At 65.8% G+C, this 16,309-nt stretch carries 15 protein-coding genes; 11 read left to right on the top strand and 4 right to left on the bottom strand.

Features of this window, described 5'->3' with window-relative positions:
- Positions 1-22: 22 nt before the first annotated feature.
- From PMI15_RS02605 to PMI15_RS02570, 8 genes are all read left to right on the top strand, one after another.
- The gene (locus PMI15_RS02605) at positions 23-391 is read left to right on the top strand and encodes a hypothetical protein (RefSeq protein WP_007863377.1); all 369 of its coding nucleotides are present in this window, start codon (positions 23-25) and stop codon (positions 389-391) included.
- A 36-nt stretch (positions 392-427) separates the two neighbouring features.
- Positions 428-1,471 carry a LacI family DNA-binding transcriptional regulator gene (locus PMI15_RS02600; RefSeq protein WP_007863376.1) on the top strand — a complete coding sequence of 348 codons (1,044 nt, stop codon included), beginning with the start codon at positions 428-430 and terminating at the stop codon, positions 1,469-1,471.
- A gap of 101 nt (positions 1,472-1,572) precedes the next feature.
- Positions 1,573-2,586, top strand: a complete 1,014-nt coding sequence (locus PMI15_RS02595; RefSeq protein WP_007863375.1) for a tripartite tricarboxylate transporter substrate binding protein — start codon at positions 1,573-1,575, stop codon at positions 2,584-2,586.
- Between the two features lie 3 nt (positions 2,587-2,589).
- On the top strand, positions 2,590-3,870 hold the full coding sequence (locus tag PMI15_RS02590) for a glucarate dehydratase family protein (protein ID WP_007863374.1): 1,281 nt from the start codon (positions 2,590-2,592) through the stop codon (positions 3,868-3,870).
- Between the two features lie 78 nt (positions 3,871-3,948).
- Positions 3,949-5,100 carry an ABC transporter substrate-binding protein gene (locus PMI15_RS02585; RefSeq protein WP_051001906.1) on the top strand — a complete coding sequence of 384 codons (1,152 nt, stop codon included), beginning with the start codon at positions 3,949-3,951 and terminating at the stop codon, positions 5,098-5,100.
- Between the two features lie 71 nt (positions 5,101-5,171).
- Positions 5,172-6,275: an ABC transporter ATP-binding protein gene (locus PMI15_RS02580; protein ID WP_007863371.1), complete on the top strand. Its 1,104-nt coding sequence runs from the start codon at positions 5,172-5,174 to the stop codon at positions 6,273-6,275.
- A gap of 1 nt (position 6,276) precedes the next feature.
- On the top strand, positions 6,277-7,164 hold the full coding sequence (locus PMI15_RS02575; protein ID WP_007863369.1) for an ABC transporter permease: 888 nt from the start codon (positions 6,277-6,279) through the stop codon (positions 7,162-7,164).
- Positions 7,161-8,021, top strand: coding sequence for an ABC transporter permease (locus tag PMI15_RS02570; protein ID WP_007863367.1), 861 nt, complete (start codon positions 7,161-7,163; stop codon positions 8,019-8,021). Before PMI15_RS02575 ends, PMI15_RS02570 begins: the two co-directional genes overlap by 4 nt.
- A gap of 87 nt (positions 8,022-8,108) precedes the next feature.
- Here the strand turns inward: PMI15_RS02570 and PMI15_RS02565 are convergent, their stop codons facing one another.
- The 4 genes from PMI15_RS02565 to PMI15_RS02550 all read right to left on the bottom strand — a co-directional run bounded on the left by PMI15_RS02565 (position 8,109) and on the right by PMI15_RS02550 (position 12,023).
- The gene (locus PMI15_RS02565; RefSeq protein WP_157214512.1) at positions 8,109-10,097 is read right to left on the bottom strand and encodes an AAA family ATPase; all 1,989 of its coding nucleotides are present in this window, start codon (positions 10,095-10,097) and stop codon (positions 8,109-8,111) included.
- 13 nt (positions 10,098-10,110) lie between these two features.
- Positions 10,111-10,347 carry a hypothetical protein gene (locus PMI15_RS02560; protein ID WP_007863362.1) on the bottom strand — a complete coding sequence of 79 codons (237 nt, stop codon included), beginning with the start codon at positions 10,345-10,347 and terminating at the stop codon, positions 10,111-10,113.
- Between the two features lie 385 nt (positions 10,348-10,732).
- Complete coding sequence (locus PMI15_RS02555) at positions 10,733-11,053, bottom strand: hypothetical protein (RefSeq protein ID WP_157214506.1); 321 nt, start codon at positions 11,051-11,053, stop codon at positions 10,733-10,735.
- A gap of 70 nt (positions 11,054-11,123) precedes the next feature.
- Positions 11,124-12,023, bottom strand: coding sequence for a DMT family transporter (locus PMI15_RS02550; protein ID WP_007863358.1), 900 nt, complete (start codon positions 12,021-12,023; stop codon positions 11,124-11,126).
- 261 nt (positions 12,024-12,284) lie between these two features.
- On the opposite strand from PMI15_RS02550, the gene PMI15_RS02545 reads away from it, so the two are divergent.
- The 3 genes from PMI15_RS02545 to PMI15_RS23910 all read left to right on the top strand — a co-directional run bounded on the left by PMI15_RS02545 (position 12,285) and on the right by PMI15_RS23910 (position 16,226).
- A complete protein-coding gene (locus PMI15_RS02545) occupies positions 12,285-13,280 on the top strand; it encodes a quinone oxidoreductase (protein WP_007863355.1) in 996 nt (331 codons plus the stop codon).
- 106 nt (positions 13,281-13,386) lie between these two features.
- Positions 13,387-14,835 (top strand): DUF1800 domain-containing protein, encoded by a 1,449-nt coding sequence (locus PMI15_RS23915; RefSeq protein ID WP_007863353.1) that lies wholly within the window; start codon positions 13,387-13,389, stop codon positions 14,833-14,835.
- 29 nt (positions 14,836-14,864) lie between these two features.
- Positions 14,865-16,226 (top strand): DUF1501 domain-containing protein, encoded by a 1,362-nt coding sequence (locus PMI15_RS23910; RefSeq protein ID WP_007863350.1) that lies wholly within the window; start codon positions 14,865-14,867, stop codon positions 16,224-16,226.
- The last annotated feature ends 83 nt before the right edge of the window (positions 16,227-16,309 follow it).

Raw genomic sequence — 16,309 nt, 5'->3', positions numbered from 1 at the left:
GGTACCTACTGAGTTTTGCGTTTTGAGCCTGGATTACCTTCACTTCGATTGCGCGGAAGGCAGCGACGGCACGGGCGTGTTGGAGGCCATGGCCTCCACCTGGCCCGAGCAGGTGCCAGCTGTCCATGCCGAAGTTGTGCGGGTGCTGGCCTGGGCCCATGCGGAATTCCCCGGCCGGCGCGGCCCGCTCGAGGAAGGCTTTGACTGGGACTACAACCTGCACGGCATGCGCGAGCTGACCGCGCCCGAGGCGCTGCTGTACGACGAGGCGGCGGGGCGCCTGGCGGTGCAGCCCGGCCTGCCCGGCAAGGCCCGGCACACGCTGACCTTGACGCTGAGCGGCAACGCCGGCTTTTGCGAGGCCTTCCGGCAACAGTTCGGCCTGGACTGAGCGCGATCCCCTTCAAGTTAGCGTTAACATCCGGGCATGAAATCACCCTCTGAGACGCTGCGCAAGGCCAAGCGCGCCCCGCGCCCCGGAACCGGCGGCATCACCCTGAGCGACGTGGCCAGCCTGGCCGGCGTGTCGGCCATCACGGTGTCGCGCGCGCTCAATACGCCGGCGGCGGTGTCGCCCGAAACCCTGGAGCGCGTGCGCAGTGCGATTGCGCGCAGCGGCTATGTGCCCAACCTGGTGGCCGGCGGCCTGGCCTCCAACCGCAGCCGGCTGGTGGCGGCCCTGGTGCCCACCATCGCCGGCCCGGTGTTCCTGGAAACCATACAGGCGCTGACCGACGCGCTGGCCGAGGCCGGCTGCCAGCTGATCCTGGGGCAAAGCGGCTACAGCGGCGCGCGCGAGGACGCGCTGATCGACGCCATCGTCGGCCGGCGGCCCGACGGCATCGTGCTGACCGGCATCATGCATTCACCCGAAGGGCGCAAGCGCCTGCTGGCCTCGGGCATTCCCATCGTCGAGACCTGGGACATCACGCCCACGCCCATCGACATGATCGTGGGCTTTTCCCAGGAAAAAGCCGGCGCCGAGGTGGCCGACTACCTCTATCGCAAGGGCTATCGCAGGCCGGCGCTGATCACCGCCGACGACCAGCGCGCCATGCTGCGGCGCTCGGGTTTCGAGCAGCGCTTCGCGGCCCTGGGCGTGGCCGCGATCCCGGCCTGCATGGTGCCGGCGCCTTCCTCGCTGGCCAACGGCCGATCCGGCTTTGCGCAGCTGTGGGCCGAGCATCCCGAAACCGACGTGGTGTTCTGCGGCTCGGACGTGATCGCGCAGGGCGTGATCACCGAAATGCAGGCCATGGGCATGAGTGTTCCGGGCGACGTGGCGGTCATGGGTTTTGGCGACATGCCGTTTGCGGCCCACACCCACCCGGCGCTCAGCACGGTGCGCATAGACGGCACCTCCATAGGCCGGCAGGCCGCGCGTTTCATCCTGGACCGCGTCGAGGGCCTGGACCCCGGCCCCAAGGTCAGGGACCTCGGGTTTTCCATAGTCGAAAGAGCCAGCGCCTGACTTGACGGGCCTGGTTTTGCTCTTTAACATCCTGATTTGTTAGCGCTAACATAATGACAATCAAGGGCGCGATCGAAGCATAAATACCAGGAGACATCAGGATGAGCACTCACTTCACGCGCCGCAAGGCGCTGGGCAACCTCGGCGGCCTGGGCCTTACGGCACTTTCCGCCTCGCCGTTGCGCGCGCTGGCCGCCGACATCGCCACGCCGGGCTGGCCCACCAAGCCGATTTCTTATGTCGTGCCTTTCACGCCGGGCGGTTCCACCGACGTCATAGGCCGCACCCTGTCGCAAAAACTCTCGGACAGCCTGGGCCAGCCGGTGGTGGTCGACAACAAACCCGGCGCGGCCGGTGCCGTGGGCGCGGGCTATGTCGCCAAGGCCAAGGCCGACGGCTACACGCTGCTGGGCGGCACCATCAGCACCCACGCCATCAATGCCAGCCTCTATAAAAACCTGCCTTACGACCCGGTGAAGGATTTCGAGCCGGTCTCGCTGGTGGCCATGCTGCCCAATGTGCTCATCGTCAACCCGGCGCTGGGGCTGAACTCGGTGGCCGACCTGGTGGCGCTGCTCAAGCGCGACCCGAGCAAGCGCTACTTCGCCTCCTCGGGCGCGGGCACCTCCACCCACCTGGCCGGCGAGATGTTCGCCGAGCTGATAGGCGTGCCGCTCTCGCACGTGGCCTACAAGGGCACGCCGCCCGCGATGATGGATGTGGTGGCCGGCCAGGTGCCCTTCATGTTCGACCAGATGACGGCCGCCGTCTCGCTCGTGCAGGCCGGCAAGCTCAAGCTGCTGGCCGTCACCACGGCCAAACGCATCGCGCTGGCGCCCGAGTTGCCCACCATGATGGAGTCGGGCATCGCGAAGTTCGAGATGTCCTCCTGGCAGGCGGTCTATGCGCCCAAGGGCACGCCGCGGCCCATCGTGCAGCGCCTCAACGCCGAGATCACCAAAATCCTGAAGACACCCGACGTGGTCGCCAAGCTGCACGACCAGCTGGGCATGGAAATCGTCGCAAGCTCGCCCGACGAGCTGGCCGCCCACATGAAGAGCGAAATCGCGCGCTGGGCCGAACTGGTCAAGAAATCCGGAGCCACGGCAAGCTGACACATGAGAAACAAAGACATCCGCATCACGCACGCCCGCGTCACGCCCATCGCCTTTCGCGACGGGCCGCTGCTCAACGCCAGCGGCATCCACGAACCCTGGGCCCTGCGCAGCATCATTGAACTGGAAACCTCCGACGGCCGCCTCGGCATTGCCGAAACCTATGGCGATGCGCCCATGCTGCTGGCGCTGGAGCAGGCGCGCGCGCTGGCCGTGGGCCTGTCGCCTTTTGACCTCAACCTGATGGAGCAGCGCGTGCGCGCCAGCATCAAGCCGGGGCAGGGCGGTGGTGTGCAGTTTGAGCTCGCCCCGGGCTCGCACACCGCCAAGAATGCCGAGAAGGTGATCAGCGCGCTCGAAGTCGCGATGCTGGACCTGCAGGGCCAGCTGCTGAAGCTGCCGATCTGCGACCTGCTGGGCGGCGCGGTGCGCGATACCGTGCCCTACAGCGCCTACCTGTTCTACAAATATGCCGAGCACGTGGAGAAGCCCTATGCGCCCGACGCCTGGGGCGAGGCGCTGACGCCGGAGCAACTGGTGAAGCAGGCCCAGGCCATGGTGGGCCAGTACGGTTTTAAAAGCATCAAGCTCAAGGGCGGCGTGTTCACGCCGGCTGAGGAGATTGCCGGCATCAAGGCCTTGCGCAAAGCCTTCCCGACGCATCCGCTGCGCCTGGACCCGAACGCCAACTGGTCGCTGCAGACGAGCATAGACGCCGCGCCCGAGCTTGACGAACTGCTCGAATACTACGAAGACCCGACCCCGGGCCTGGAAGGCATGGCTGAACTCGGCAAACATTGCCGCAGCCCGCTGGCCACCAATATGGTGGTCACCACCATGGACGAATTCCGCCGCAATGCTTCGCTGGGCGCGGTGAAGATCCTCCTGTCGGACCACCACTACTGGGGCGGCCTGCGCGCCACGGCCTCGCTGGCCCGCATGTGCGAGGTCTTCGGCATGGGCATGTCCATGCACTCGAACTCGCACCTGGGCATCAGCCTGATGGCCATGACGCATGCGGCGGCCGCCATTCCCAACCTGACCTATGCCTGCGACACGCACTATCCGTGGCAGGAGGAAGAAGTCATCAAGGGCGGCCGCATCCAATTTGAGCAGGGCGCTGTCAGGGTGCCGACAGCCCCGGGCCTGGGCGTGGAACTCGACCCGGCCAAACTGGTCGAACTGCACCAGCAGTACCTCGATTGCGGCATACGCAATCGCAACGACCTGGCGCAGATGCGCAAGTACCAGCCGGGGTTTTCCGGCACCAGCCCGCGTTTTTAAGAGGCCGCCACGAGCCTCGTGTTTTCAGTCCACAGCAACAACGAAGGAGACAAGACCATGACGAAGTTCAAACATTTGATGTCCCGCCTGGGAGGGGGCCTGCGGGCCGGCGGTATCCTGGCAGCGCTCGCGGGCGCGGCCCATGCGCAGCCCGTGACGCTCAACGTCGTTGACGTGGCCGGCAACCTGGCGCTCACGCAGGAGGCGCTGGAAAGTTTCGCGGCGAAAAACCCCAACCTGGTCTCGCGCATCACCTTCACCAAGGCGCCCGCGCCCGAGCTGCCCGGAAAAATCCGCGCCATGCAGGCGGCAGGCCGCACCGACATCGACCTGGTGCTGACCGGCACCGACGCGCTGGCCGCCGGCATGGCGCTCAACCTCTGGGAGCCCATGCTGCCCGCGCATGCCGCCAAGTTTCCCAACCTGATGGACAACTACCTGCCCAGCGCCCGCAAGATGCAGGACCTGGCCAACGGCCAGGCCGTCATGGTGACCTATATGCCCGCGGGCCCGCTGCTCGAGTACAACCCCGACAAGGTCAAGGCGCCGCCCAAGACGCCGGCCGAACTGCTGGCCTGGTGCAAGGCCAACCCCAACAAACTGATTTACGCGCGCCCCGCCAACTCGGGCCCGGGACGCACCTTCCTGATGGGCCTGCCCTACCTGCTGGGCGACAAGGACCCCAAGGAACCGCTGGCCGGCTGGGACAAGACCTGGGCTTACCTCAAGGAACTCAACAGCTGCATCGAGTACTACCCCACAGGCACCGGCGCCGTGATGAAGGAGCTTGGCGAAGGTTCGCGCGACATGACGGTCACCGTGACCGGCTGGGACATCAACCCGCGCGCGCTGGGCGTGGTGCCCAAGCAGTTCAAGGTGGCGGCGCTCAATGGCTTCACCTGGGTCAACGACGCTCACTACATGGCCGTGCCCAAAGGCCTGCCGCCCGCGCGCCAGGCGGCCGTGATGGAGCTGATGGCTTATTTGCTCAAGCCGGAACAGCAGGCGCTGACCTATGACGCCGGCTACTTCTACCCCGGCCCGGCCGTGAAAAACGTGCCGCTGAGCGCGGCGCCGCAAAAGAGCCAGGACATCATCAAGGAATACGGCCGCCCCGAATACGCCGACTGGATCGCCAAGCAGCCACACACCCAGCCGCTGGATGACAAGGCCATGGTGGCGGCGTTCAAGAAGTGGGACCAGGAGATCGGCTCCGGCAAAGGGAAGTAAGGCGAGACCCTGCAGGGTCTTGCTCCCTCTCCCGGGGGGAGAGGGAGTAGATAGAACAAAAGGTTTTTGACATGGTGATGCCAAACACCACGGGACGGCCCGTGGAAAAAAACGAGTTCAAGCAGCTGCGCCTGGAGGGGGTGAGCCGCCAGTTCGGCGGGGCCAACGCGCTGGATCAGCTGTCGCTGACCATAGAGCGCGGTGAGTTCATCGCGCTGCTGGGGCCCTCGGGCTGCGGAAAATCCACCGCACTCAACTGCATGGCGGGCCTGCTGCCGCTGTCGGGCGGCAGCATCTGGCTGGACCAGCAGCGCATAGACACGCTGCCGCCGGAAAAGCGCGGCTTTGGCATGGTGTTCCAGAACTACGCGCTGTTCCCCCACCTCACGGTCAGCCGCAATGTGGGCTTCGGCCTGAAGATGCGCGGTGTGCCGGCGGCCGAGATCGACAAACGTGTGGCCGCGGCGCTGGACACCGTGCAGCTGCAAGGCCATGCGGACAAGCTGCCAGGCCAGCTCTCGGGCGGCCAGCAGCAGCGCGTGGCGATCGCGCGCGCCATCGTCATCGAGCCACCGCTGATCCTGATGGACGAGCCGCTGTCCAACCTGGACGCCAAGCTGCGCATTGAAATGCGTTCGGAGATACGCCGCATCCACCGCGCCCAGGGCTGCTCCACCGTCTATGTGACGCACGACCAGGACGAGGCGTTGGCCATGGCCGACCGCGTGGTGGTGATGAAGCTCGGTGTGGTGCAGCAGGTCGGCACGCCCCAGGAGGTGTTTGCGCGGCCGGCCACGCTGGACGTGGCGCGTTTCATGGGCTACCGCAATGTGTTGCCCGTTCAGGTGGCGCAGGCCAACGGCCTTGGCCTCACGCTGCAAGGGCCGGGCGGTATCCGGTTTGCCGGCACGGGGATGCAGGCGGAGCCGCTGTTCCAGGCCGGCCAGGCCGTGGCGGCGATCAGGCCCGACGAAATTGTGATCGGCGACGGCCCGCTCGCCTTCGCCGGCACGGTGGAAACCGCCGAATACGGCGGCCGTGAATGGCTGCTACAGGTCAAGACGGCATTTGACGACCTGCTCTACGTGCGCACGTCGCGCGCCGTCACGCCGGGAGACCCGATCATGCTGTCGGCCCCGCCCGAGCGTGTGCTGGTCTATGCGGGGGAGTCCTGAGATGGCCACACCCGCCACGCCTTCGCCGGCTGCCCACGCGCGACCGCCGCTGGACCCGGCCGTGATGCTGGTCGCGCCGGCGGCCGCGGTGATGATCATGTTTTTTGTCTACCCCTTCGCCTACGGCCTGCTGCTGTCCTTCCAGCCGGCGCAGGGCGGGGTGTTTGAGAACTACATCCACTTCTTCCAGACGCAGGACTTGTGGAAAACCATTGGCAACACCATGCAGCTGGCGCTGCCGGCCACGCTGATCAATGTCGGCTTCGCACTCGCCATCGCCTATGCCACACGGGTCAAAAGCCCTTACCAGCGCCTGCTGTCCACCTTGCTGGTGGTGCCACTCACGCTGGGCACGGTGCTGATTGCCGAGGGCATGCTGACCTACTTCGGCCCGCGCGGCTGGCTGGCGCAGGCGTTGCAGTGGCTGAACCTGTATGAGGGCTCGATACGCCTGACGCACAACTACTGGGGCGTGCTGATTTCGCTGGTCATCACCGGTTTCCCGTTTGCCTACCTGTTGATCCTGTCCTACATCACCGGCATAGACCCGGCGCTGCCGCGCGCCGCGGCCACGCTGGGCGCAGACGGCTGGAACCGTTTTCGCTACATCTACCTGCCGCTGCTGACGCCGGGCCTGGTCATGGCCTTCTGCCTGAGTTTTGTGCAGGCCTTTTCGGTCTTCCCGTCCGCGGTGCTGCTGGGTTCGCCGGCCGGCACCACGCGCGTCATCGCCATCGCGGCCTACGAAGCGGCTTTTGAGCAGTACGACTACTCGCTGGCCTCGGCCGTCGCCATGATCATGGGCCTGGCCCAACTGGCCATCGTCGCCGCCGCGCTGGGCCTGCGCCGGCTGTTTTACCGCGGCCCCGTCACCGGAGGCAAGGGATGAGCGCCGCAGCACAACACGATCCCCATCCGCTGCGCGACCGCGCCTGGCGCGCGCTGGTCTGGGGCCTCATCGCCTTCTTCCTGGTCAACGTCGGCCTGCTGATCCTCGCGGTCGCCACCAACTCGGTGGCCACGCGCTGGCTGGGCACCTGGCTGCCCGAGGCCTACACCACGGCCTGGTATGTGTCGGCCTGGAAGGAGTTCCAGCTCAGCCATGTGCTGGTGGTCACCGTGGTGGTGGTGTTCTCGGTGGTCTTTTTGTCGCTGCTGATCGGCGTGCCGGCGGCCTACACGCTGGCGCGCAAGGACTTTCGCGGCAAGAAGCTGCTCACGCTGCTGTTCCTGCTGCCGCTCATGGTGCCGCCCATCACCTACGGCATTCCGCTGGCCACGGTGATGTACCAGCTGCACCTGGCCGGCACCTTGCCGGGCGTGATCATCGCCAACATGATCCCGGCCCTGCCGTTCGTGATCCTGGTGATGACGCCCTTCGTCGAGCAGGTGGACACCAACATCGAATCGGCCGCGCGCGTCTTCGGCGCCAACACGCGGCAGATGTTCCTCTACACCCTGGTGCCGCTGCTGGCGCCCGGCGTGCTGGCGGCCGGCCTGCTGGTGCTGGTGCGCACGGTAGCCATGTTCGAGCTGACTTTCCTGGTGGCGGGGCCCGACACCCAGACCCTGGTGGTCGCGCTCTACTACGCGGTCTTCGCCGCGGGTGTGCGCGCCGGGCAGTCGGTGGACGCCATGGCCATGATCTACATGGCGATCACGGTGCTGTGGCTGCTGATCGCGCTGCGCTTTGTGAACCCGACGCAGCTGGTCAGCCGCGTCAAGGAGCATCCGGCCAAGGGTTGAGCACGACCGTTAAAGGTTTCCGTTGGTGGAAATTGGGCACGGAGGGCCGCACGGGCGGCCCCCCGTGCTTTTTTTTGCCCAGGCGCGTCATTCAAGCGACGCCTCCAGGGACGCCGCCTCGCCACGCACCCGCCGCATCAGCTCGTGCTGCAGGCTGAACACCTGGAGCTGCTCGGCATAGGGCATGAGCATGCGCTCCTCGCTCGCGATGCCCACGCCCAGCAGGCCGGCCATTTTTTCCTTGCTGACCTGGCCTTGCGCCAGCAGCTCGTCCACGATTTGCAGCAGCAGCGCCGAGTCGGCCGCGAGCAGTTCGCGGGCGCGCGCGTAGGCCTGCGCGAGCAGGGCTTCTATCTCGGCATTGGTCGGCGCCACGTCGGTGTTGAGGTTGTCATCGATGCTGTCGGCCACGTCGGTGCGGCTGAGCCGGCTGCCGAAACCGAAGTGGCGCACAAAACGGGCGGCCAGCGCGGTGGCGTTCTTGAAGTCGCTTTCGCTGCCGGTGGTGCAAGCGTCCTCGCCGAACACCAGGGCCTCGGCGGCGCGGCCCGCCAGGCCCACGCAGAGGCGGTCCAGGCAGCTTTGCCGCGACTCGGCCTTCATGCGCACATAGCTGTTGTAGCCGCCCTCGAAAGAAGCCACATTGATCTTGAGTTCCTGTGGCGCGTGGCCGAACAGCCGCGCGTAGGCCAGGCCGTGGCCCGCCTCGTGCACGGCCAGCAGGGCCCGGAAGTCCGGGCTGGCGCGCTGCTTGAGCTGGTTGAGCTCCAGCGGCACGGGGTAGGCGATGCCGGGCCCGCCGTCCTTGCCCAGGCTAACGCGCAGGGATTGCGCGGCCGTGTCCAGGGTGACGTACAGTGTGGCGTCCTCCGGCACGCCTTGCTCCAGGGCCCACAACGCGGCATTGACCAGCGGCGCGCTCAGGATGGCGTGGATGGACGAGAACAGCGGGCGCGTGCCCTGGGCCGGAAACACCGCATTGGCATAAATGCCCTGGTAGACCGATTCATGCAGCTCAAAGCACAGGCCCGCGCCGGCCCGCATTTCATCGGCATAGCGCGCGCAGGTGCCGCGGATCAGCCGTTCATAGGTGGCTTGGCTCAGCGAGGGGTAGATCACGTGGTTGTTGCCCAGCCGCGCGATCTGCTCGGGCTTGAAGCGTTCGCCCAGCGCCTTCTTGACGTCGATCATCGACAGCTTTTTGGTCATCGTGTGAAAGATGTCGGCATCGGTGTCGCAGTCTTCCACGCGCTGGGCCATGCCTTCGTACATCTCGTCGAGGTTGCCCGAGACGATGATGAGCAGACGGCTGTAGTCGGTCTCCCAGGACTCGGTGGACGCCCTGAAGGCCAGCATGCGCTCCTGCAGCTGTTGGGGCGCCCAGGTCATGATCTCCTGCAGCGGCTCCTTGAGCTTGAGGCTTTGCTTGAACTCCTGGGCCTGGTAGGGCGAGAGGGCAAACTTCATTTTTTTGGGCGGAGTGCCGTCCTTCGCGGGCTTGTCATCTGCCTGCTCTTCGCGCTCATGCTCGTACAGCGAGTAGGCCAGCGACGATTCAAGCTCCTGCAGAAAGGACAGCGATGGCGGCAGGCGACCGTCGGACAGCAGCTGCCACACGTCCTGGTAGCGCTTGACGGCGAAGTCCTTGCCTTTTTCGTCGATGGTGCGAAAACGCTGGAACTCGTCGAGCACCAGCATGCCGGGCTCGCCCTCGGCGATGCCGGACTCCGCCAGCATGGCGCTGATGGAGTCGGCGCTGCGCCAGCTGCTGCCGTTGCTGAAGCCATCCATCTGCACTTCAACAAAACGGTCGTAAAAGCCCAGCTTTTGCGCCAGGCTGCGCGTGAGCTGGGTCTTGCCGGTGCCGGTCAGGCCCCAGAGGCAGACGATCACCGGGCGGCGGATGATGTGGGGTAGCACATACCAGGCGCGCAGGGATTCGATCACCCGGTCGATGATGTCGTCGATGCCGAAGAGCTCGGTCTTCAGCTCGGCGGCGACCTGGGCCAGGTGGGCGCTGCGTTCCCGCATCAGTTCAGGCGGCACGCGGGCCGCGGCTGCCGTCTCGGTTGTCATGTCGTTCTTCATGTCAGTCAATCCATCTTTTGAGGGCTTTTTGCAAAGCCACGGTTTCAGCCCGGCGGTTGGCGCCGTTGCTGCGAATGTGTTTGCCCGCGGCGGACGTGGCGGCACGCTGGGCGAGCGCCCGCACCACGGGGTTGCGCGGGGCGGGCAGCTGCAGCGTCAGGGCAAGCGGCTGCTTCATGCGCCGCAAATGCTTGACCTTGCCGGCGGCAAAGTCACGGGAAAAAGTTTTGGCACTCATGTGCGCGCTCCAGAAAGCAAAAAACCCCGGCGAAAAAAATCAGCCTGGGGTTTGCGGAGCGCGCTTCACACGTGAAGGCACGGCACCGACCGCCCGCAGGGCTGGGTGTGGTTGGCACCACATCCAGCCGGGGGCGGTGGAGGGTGCGTCAGGTGTGAGTGAACAAAGTCATAGTCTTGGTGGCTTCAAGGGGTTGGCTGCGCAAGGTTGCTCGTTGTGCAGCGGCTCAAAGCAAGGAAGGGATTCTGAAGAGGCCGCGCGGGCTTGGCAAGTTTTGCGCGATGGTTTTTCGCAAAGTGTTGTGAAAATCAAACCATCAGCGATGAATGCCGGCGGTGGATTGGTGGTGTGTGTGAGGCTGTGTCGATTGACCTGTTGGACGGCATCACTTTTTGTCCCAGCCCAAAATACCCATGGCAATGTCCGGCCAGATAACCATCGCCAAGCCGAGTATCCCGAAGACAAGGTTCAATACCGCAGCTGCCCATCCGGTGATGTAGCCGGAAGGCGGGCGGTCTTCCCATCCGTATTCGATTCGGCCGGAAATTTGCTGGATCAACGCGCCCACTATCACGCAGACGCCGACTCCACGTGTTCCGGCCTTTGTGCTCACGAACATGAATAGCGAAACAATCACAAGGAACGCCGCGAAACCCAGCAAGCTAAATTCGCCTGAACCGTTGGCTTGAGGTTTATCGGTATTCATTTGGCGTGGAAGTGATCGCCGAATGATAAACGGATGAACACCTGCGCGAATCCGGCTTCTTGCGCTCACCTCAACGCCGCGACGACACCACAATGCCGCCCACGATCAGCACAAAAGCCAGCGCGTGGTAGAGGTGCGGCAGCTCGCCGAGGAAGGCGGCTGAAAGCAGGGCGGCGAACAGCGGCGTGAGGTTGGAGAAAAAGCCCGCGATGGCCGGGCCCACGCGCTGCACGCCCATGCCCCAGCAGCGATAGGCGATCACCGCGGGCCCGACAGCCACATAGAGCAGGGCCGCGGCCAGCGGCCAGCCCCAGGCGATGTGGGCGTCGGTCAGCGCCCATTCGCCGGCGGCGAAAGCCCCCGACCAGCCCAGGCCGAACACGATTTGCGCCAGCAGGAAGGCCGCCCAGTCGCCGCGAATCTCCGCGGGCTCCCTGGGTTGCGACAACAGCCAGCTGTAAAACGCCCAGGCCAGCGTGGCCAGCAGCACATAGAGGTCGCCGGGCACCAGTTGCACCTGCATCAAGAGCTCCCATTGGCCGCGTGACAGCACCACCAGCACGCCGGCAATCGACAGCACGGCGCCCAGCACTTGCCGCCGCGACACGGCCTGGCCGAAGCACAAGGCACCCACCACCAGCATCCAGATGGGCACGCTGGAAGCCACCAGCGTGACGTTGAGCGGCGTTGAGGTCTTGAGCGCCAGGTATTGCAGCGCGTTGTAGCAGCCCACGCCCAGCAGGCCCAGCACGGCGAAGCGCTTCCAGTGCGGCCACAGGCCGCTGCCGGGTTTGAGCAGGCGCCAGGCCAAGGGCAGCAGGATCATGAAGGCCAGGGCCCAGCGCAGGAAGTTGAGCGTCATGGGCGGCACCAGGCCGGTGACCAGGCGGCCCACCACGGCATTGCCGGCCCAGAGCATGGGGGGAAGCACCAGCAGCGAGGCGGTGGCGGGCGTGAGGCGTTGGGTCATGGCGGCGACTTTACCAAGCGCGGCCGTTTTCTCTCCGAGGCCTGCGCTTTAACCTTCTCCGCAGATCCCGTTTTTTCTTATCTGCGTAAATCTGCGTAATCTGTGGATATAAGAATTCATCCGCAGATTTCGCAGATTGACGCAGATTGAAAACGAGAGAGATTTATCTGTGGGTCTGGATTCATGCAGCTTGTTTTGATTCGTGGCACCATGGCGGCCACGCTTTTTGTCTTTATTTTTCCCCTCTGCAAGGAACACCCCATGGCCTCATACCCCTCCAAAGCCGTCCACATCAACCAGCATGGCGGCCCCGAAGAACTTAAGCTGGTGGATGTGGAGGTAGGCGAACCCGGCCCGGGCGAGATACGCATACGCCACAAGGCCGTGGGCCTCAACTACATCGACGTTTACCAGCGCAGCGGCGCCTACCCCTTTGCCATGCCGCTGCAGCTGGGCATGGAGGCCTCGGGTGTCGTCGAGGCCGTGGGCGAGGGCGTCACCCACCTCAAGGCCGGCGACCGTGCGGCCTATGCCAGCCAGCCGCCCGGCAGCTATTGCGAACTGCGCGTGATGCCGGCCAAGTGCGTGTGCAAGCTGCCCGACGCGATCTCGTTCGAGACCGGCGCGGCCATGATGCTCAAGGGCCTGACCACGCAGTACCTGCTGCGCCGCACCCAGCCGCAGGGCGGCCTGCAGGCCGGCGACTACGTGCTGTTCCACGCGGCGGCCGGCGGTGTGGGCCTCATCGCCTGCCAGTGGGCCAGGGCCATGGGCCTGCAGCTCATAGGCACGGCGGGCTCCGACGAAAAATGCGCGCTGGCCCTGTCGCAGGGCGCGGCCTTCGCCATCAACTACGCGAAAGAAGACTTCGTGGCCCGCGTCAAGGAGATCACCGGCGGCAAGGGCGTGAAGGTGGTGTACGACTCGGTGGGCAAGGACACCTTCATGAAGTCGCTGGACTGCCTGCGCCCCTTCGGCCTGCTGGCCAACTTCGGCAATGCCTCGGGCAAGACGCCGCCGCTGGACATCGGCGTGCTGGCGGCCAAGGGTTCGCTCTATGTTTCAAGGCCCACGCTGTTCACCCACATCGCCACGCGCGAAGTCACGCAGGAAATGGCCGACGAGCTGTTTGCCATGGTGACCAGCGGCAAGGTCAATATCCCTATCGACCAGCGCTTTGCCCTGGCCGATGTGGCTGAGGCGCATCGCGCCCTGGAAGCCCGCAAGACCACGGGCTGCACCATACTGACTTTGTAAACCGGGACAGGGGCGCGGCGCCCTTGGCGTAACCCTGTGTAAAGCTGCGGGCGGCATTCAACGCAAGGCGCTGTGCTTGCGTTACAGAGAGTCGCAGGAGAAAAACATGCCCACAGCGACAATCACCCAGGCCGGCCTGTTCGCGGCCTTGCTGGCCGGCCTGGCCGGTCCCGCGGCGCAGGCCGAAGGGCAGACCGAAGCCCTACCTCCCACGGCCAATCTTTCGGCCACCTGGCGCGCCGCCTCGCGCCTGGGCTATGCGCCCACGCCGGCCTGGCCGCAGGCCGCCACGGCCTCGCCCCGCGCCTGGGCGCTGCAGCAGCTCGATGCCGCCTATGCCGCGAGCAAACGCCCGCCCACCCTTCCCGCCGAACTCGCGGGCATCAACGCGTCGCTGGGCGACATCGCGCGCAACTTCCAGGCCGAGCGGGAGACGCGCCGCAGCGCGCGCCAGGCGCCCAAACCCGGCATGGCAGCCGCCCCGAATGCGGCAGCGGGCGATGAAAAATTCAGCCGCGAGATGGCCCAGGGCGCGGCCGCCTGGCGGCTGATGTCCTGCAGCGATCCCGCGCTGGAAAACCCGCTGCTCGCGCGCATGACCGAGTTCTGGTTCAACCACCTCAATGTGTTTGTCGGCAAGGGCCCGGTGCGCCCCTTTGTCGGCCACTATGAGATCAACGTGATCCGGGCTAATGCCCTGGGCCGTTTTGAAGACCTGCTGCTGGCCAGCGCCAAACACCCGGCCATGCTGTTCTACCTGGACCAGGCGCAAAGCAACAGCCGCGGCCTCAATGAAAACTACGCGCGCGAGCTCATGGAGCTGCACACCCTGGGCGTGAACAGCGGCTATACGCAAAAAGACGTGCGCGAGCTGGCCCGCATCCTGACCGGCTGGACGGTCAACCTCAAGGACGGCGAAGGCTTTCGTTTTGCCGAGCGCCTGCACGACAAGGAAGGCAAGGTCCTGCTGGGCCGCACCTTCGGCAACGGGAGCGTGGCCGAGGGCGAGGAGGCCATACGCTACCTGGCGCGCCGGCCCGAGACGGCACGGCGCGTCGCCACCCGGCTGGCAACTTTTTTTGTAGCCGACAAACCGCCGCCCGCGCTGGTGGCCCGGCTGGCCGCCGTTTTTACCGACACCCAGGGCGACCTGCGCGCGGTGATGCGCAGCCTGATCGAATCGCCGGAATTCTGGGCCAAGGACAACCAGCTGTTCAAGACCCCGCTGGACTTTGCCTGCTCGGCGCTCGCCGCGGCCGGCGGCGTCAGGGACAGGCGCGACATAGGCCAGACCCTGGGCTTTCTCGCGCAGGCCGGCCAGCCCATGCACGGCTGGCAGACGCCCGACGGCTACAAGACCGACGCCAACACCTGGCTCGCGCCCGAGGCGCTGACGCGGCGCGCTGACTACGCCATGGGCCTGGCCCAGCGCACGGCCGAGCCGGCCTACCTCAACGTTTTTTTCAGCGTCGCGACGCGCGAGCGCATCGCCCAGGAGCCAGCGCAGATGCGCACCGGCCTGATGCTGGCCAGCCCCGACTTCATGCGTAAGTAAGCCAATCAATAAACCGCGCGAGGACACCCATGGACCCCATTCTTTCTTCATCGGCCCATCTGCTGCAACGCCGAAGCCTGCTGGGCATGGGCGCCTTGTCCGCCCTGTCGCTGGCGGTGCCCGGCGTGTGGGCGCAAGCGGTGCCCGGCTTGGACAACGGGCGCCTGGTCGTGGTTTTCCTGCGCGGCGCCTATGACGGCCTGTCGGCCTTTGTGCCTTATGCGGACAAGGACTACTACGCGCTGCGCCCCAATATCGCGATTGCCGCGCCCGACGGCACGGCACAAACCGCCATCAAGCTCGACAAGACGTTTGCCCTGCATCCCGCCCTCGCCCCGCTGCTGCCGCTGTGGCAGCAAGGCGTGCTCGGTTTTGTGCCCGCGGCCGGCCTGCCCGCGCCCAACCGTTCGCACTTCGATGCGCAGTACCAGATGGAAATCGCGCAAAGCGGCAAGACCAGCAGCGCGCCCGGCTGGCTCAACACCACGGCGAGCATAGGCCGGGCCGGAGCGGGCGGCGCGGTCGCGCTTGGCGTGGGCGAGGCCAACCCCGCCATCCTGGCCGGCCAGGCCGCCGCCGCCGTGCGCCTGATTCCGCGCGGCCAGTCGGCCGAGCGCACCGGCGTGCTGGCCAACGACAAGACCCGGCAGGCGCTGATGGACTTGTATGGCGGCGACGACAAACTCAGCGAAGCCTTTCGCCAGGGCGCGGGCAGCCGCATGCAGAGCGCGCAGGAACTGACCGAGCAAAGAAGCGCCAGGGCCGAAAAGATGGCGCAGGACGCCAAACGCATGGCCGACAGAAACCTGGACCGCGACGGCACGCCCGCCAACCTGCAGGCCCTGAACGCGCAAATGCTGGCCGCCAGCAACGGCGCGGCCGACCCGGTGGGCCTGCAGCTGGACGCCCAGCACCTGGGCACGCTGATGCGCAACGACCGAAAACTGCGGCTGGGCTTTTTATCGGCCGGCGGCTGGGACACCCACGCCAACCAGGGGGCGGCCACAGGCCAGTTGGCCAACAACTTAGGCAACCTCGCGCGCGGCATCGCGCAGCTGCGCCAGGATTTTTCGGAGCCCGGCGACGTGGTCGTGGTGATGAGCGAGTTCGGCCGCACCAGCGCGGAGAACGGTACCCGTGGTACCGACCACGGGTTCGGGAATGCGATGTGGCTGATGGGCAATCGCGTTGCCGGTGGGCGCTGGCATGGGCAATGGAGTGGTCTTTCGCAGCTTAATGAAGGCCGCGACCTGCCGGCCCACCACGACTATCGGGCGGTGCTGGCTCAGGTGCTGCGGGGGGCTTTTGCGTTTGGGGATTCTCAATTGGCCGACGTGTTGCCGGGGGCTAGGTGGGACAAGCGGTTGGATGGGTTGTTCAGCAAGGCTTGATCCAAACCTCTTTGTTGTTTCGGGCGCCGGGGCGCTTCCGGTTCCAGGGGCCCGGACATTCTGTTTTCAATCTGCGTAAATCT

The sequence above is a fragment of the Polaromonas sp. CF318 genome, assembly GCF_000282655.1.
Classification (GTDB): domain Bacteria; phylum Pseudomonadota; class Gammaproteobacteria; order Burkholderiales; family Burkholderiaceae_C; genus Polaromonas.
This window is presented reverse-complemented; position numbering and strand designations above follow the sequence as displayed.

Excerpts from the sequence above, each read along its gene's own strand:
- PMI15_RS02600 (WP_007863376.1), top strand. The coding sequence starts at position 428 with ATGAAATCACCCTCTGAGACGCTGCGCAAGGCCAAGCGCGCCCCGCGC.
- PMI15_RS02595 (WP_007863375.1), top strand. The coding sequence starts at position 1,573 with ATGAGCACTCACTTCACGCGCCGCAAGGCGCTGGGCAACCTCGGCGGC.
- PMI15_RS02590 (WP_007863374.1), top strand. The coding sequence starts at position 2,590 with ATGAGAAACAAAGACATCCGCATCACGCACGCCCGCGTCACGCCCATC.
- PMI15_RS02585 (WP_051001906.1), top strand. The coding sequence starts at position 3,949 with ATGTCCCGCCTGGGAGGGGGCCTGCGGGCCGGCGGTATCCTGGCAGCG.
- PMI15_RS02580 (WP_007863371.1), top strand. The coding sequence starts at position 5,172 with ATGGTGATGCCAAACACCACGGGACGGCCCGTGGAAAAAAACGAGTTC.
- PMI15_RS02575 (WP_007863369.1), top strand. The coding sequence starts at position 6,277 with ATGGCCACACCCGCCACGCCTTCGCCGGCTGCCCACGCGCGACCGCCG.
- PMI15_RS02570 (WP_007863367.1), top strand. The coding sequence starts at position 7,161 with ATGAGCGCCGCAGCACAACACGATCCCCATCCGCTGCGCGACCGCGCC.
- PMI15_RS02565 (WP_157214512.1), bottom strand. The coding sequence starts at position 10,097 with ATGACAACCGAGACGGCAGCCGCGGCCCGCGTGCCGCCTGAACTGATG.
- PMI15_RS02560 (WP_007863362.1), bottom strand. The coding sequence starts at position 10,347 with ATGAGTGCCAAAACTTTTTCCCGTGACTTTGCCGCCGGCAAGGTCAAG.
- PMI15_RS02555 (WP_157214506.1), bottom strand. The coding sequence starts at position 11,053 with ATGAATACCGATAAACCTCAAGCCAACGGTTCAGGCGAATTTAGCTTG.
- PMI15_RS02550 (WP_007863358.1), bottom strand. The coding sequence starts at position 12,023 with ATGACCCAACGCCTCACGCCCGCCACCGCCTCGCTGCTGGTGCTTCCC.
- PMI15_RS02545 (WP_007863355.1), top strand. The coding sequence starts at position 12,285 with ATGGCCTCATACCCCTCCAAAGCCGTCCACATCAACCAGCATGGCGGC.
- PMI15_RS23915 (WP_007863353.1), top strand. The coding sequence starts at position 13,387 with ATGCCCACAGCGACAATCACCCAGGCCGGCCTGTTCGCGGCCTTGCTG.
- PMI15_RS23910 (WP_007863350.1), top strand. The coding sequence starts at position 14,865 with ATGGACCCCATTCTTTCTTCATCGGCCCATCTGCTGCAACGCCGAAGC.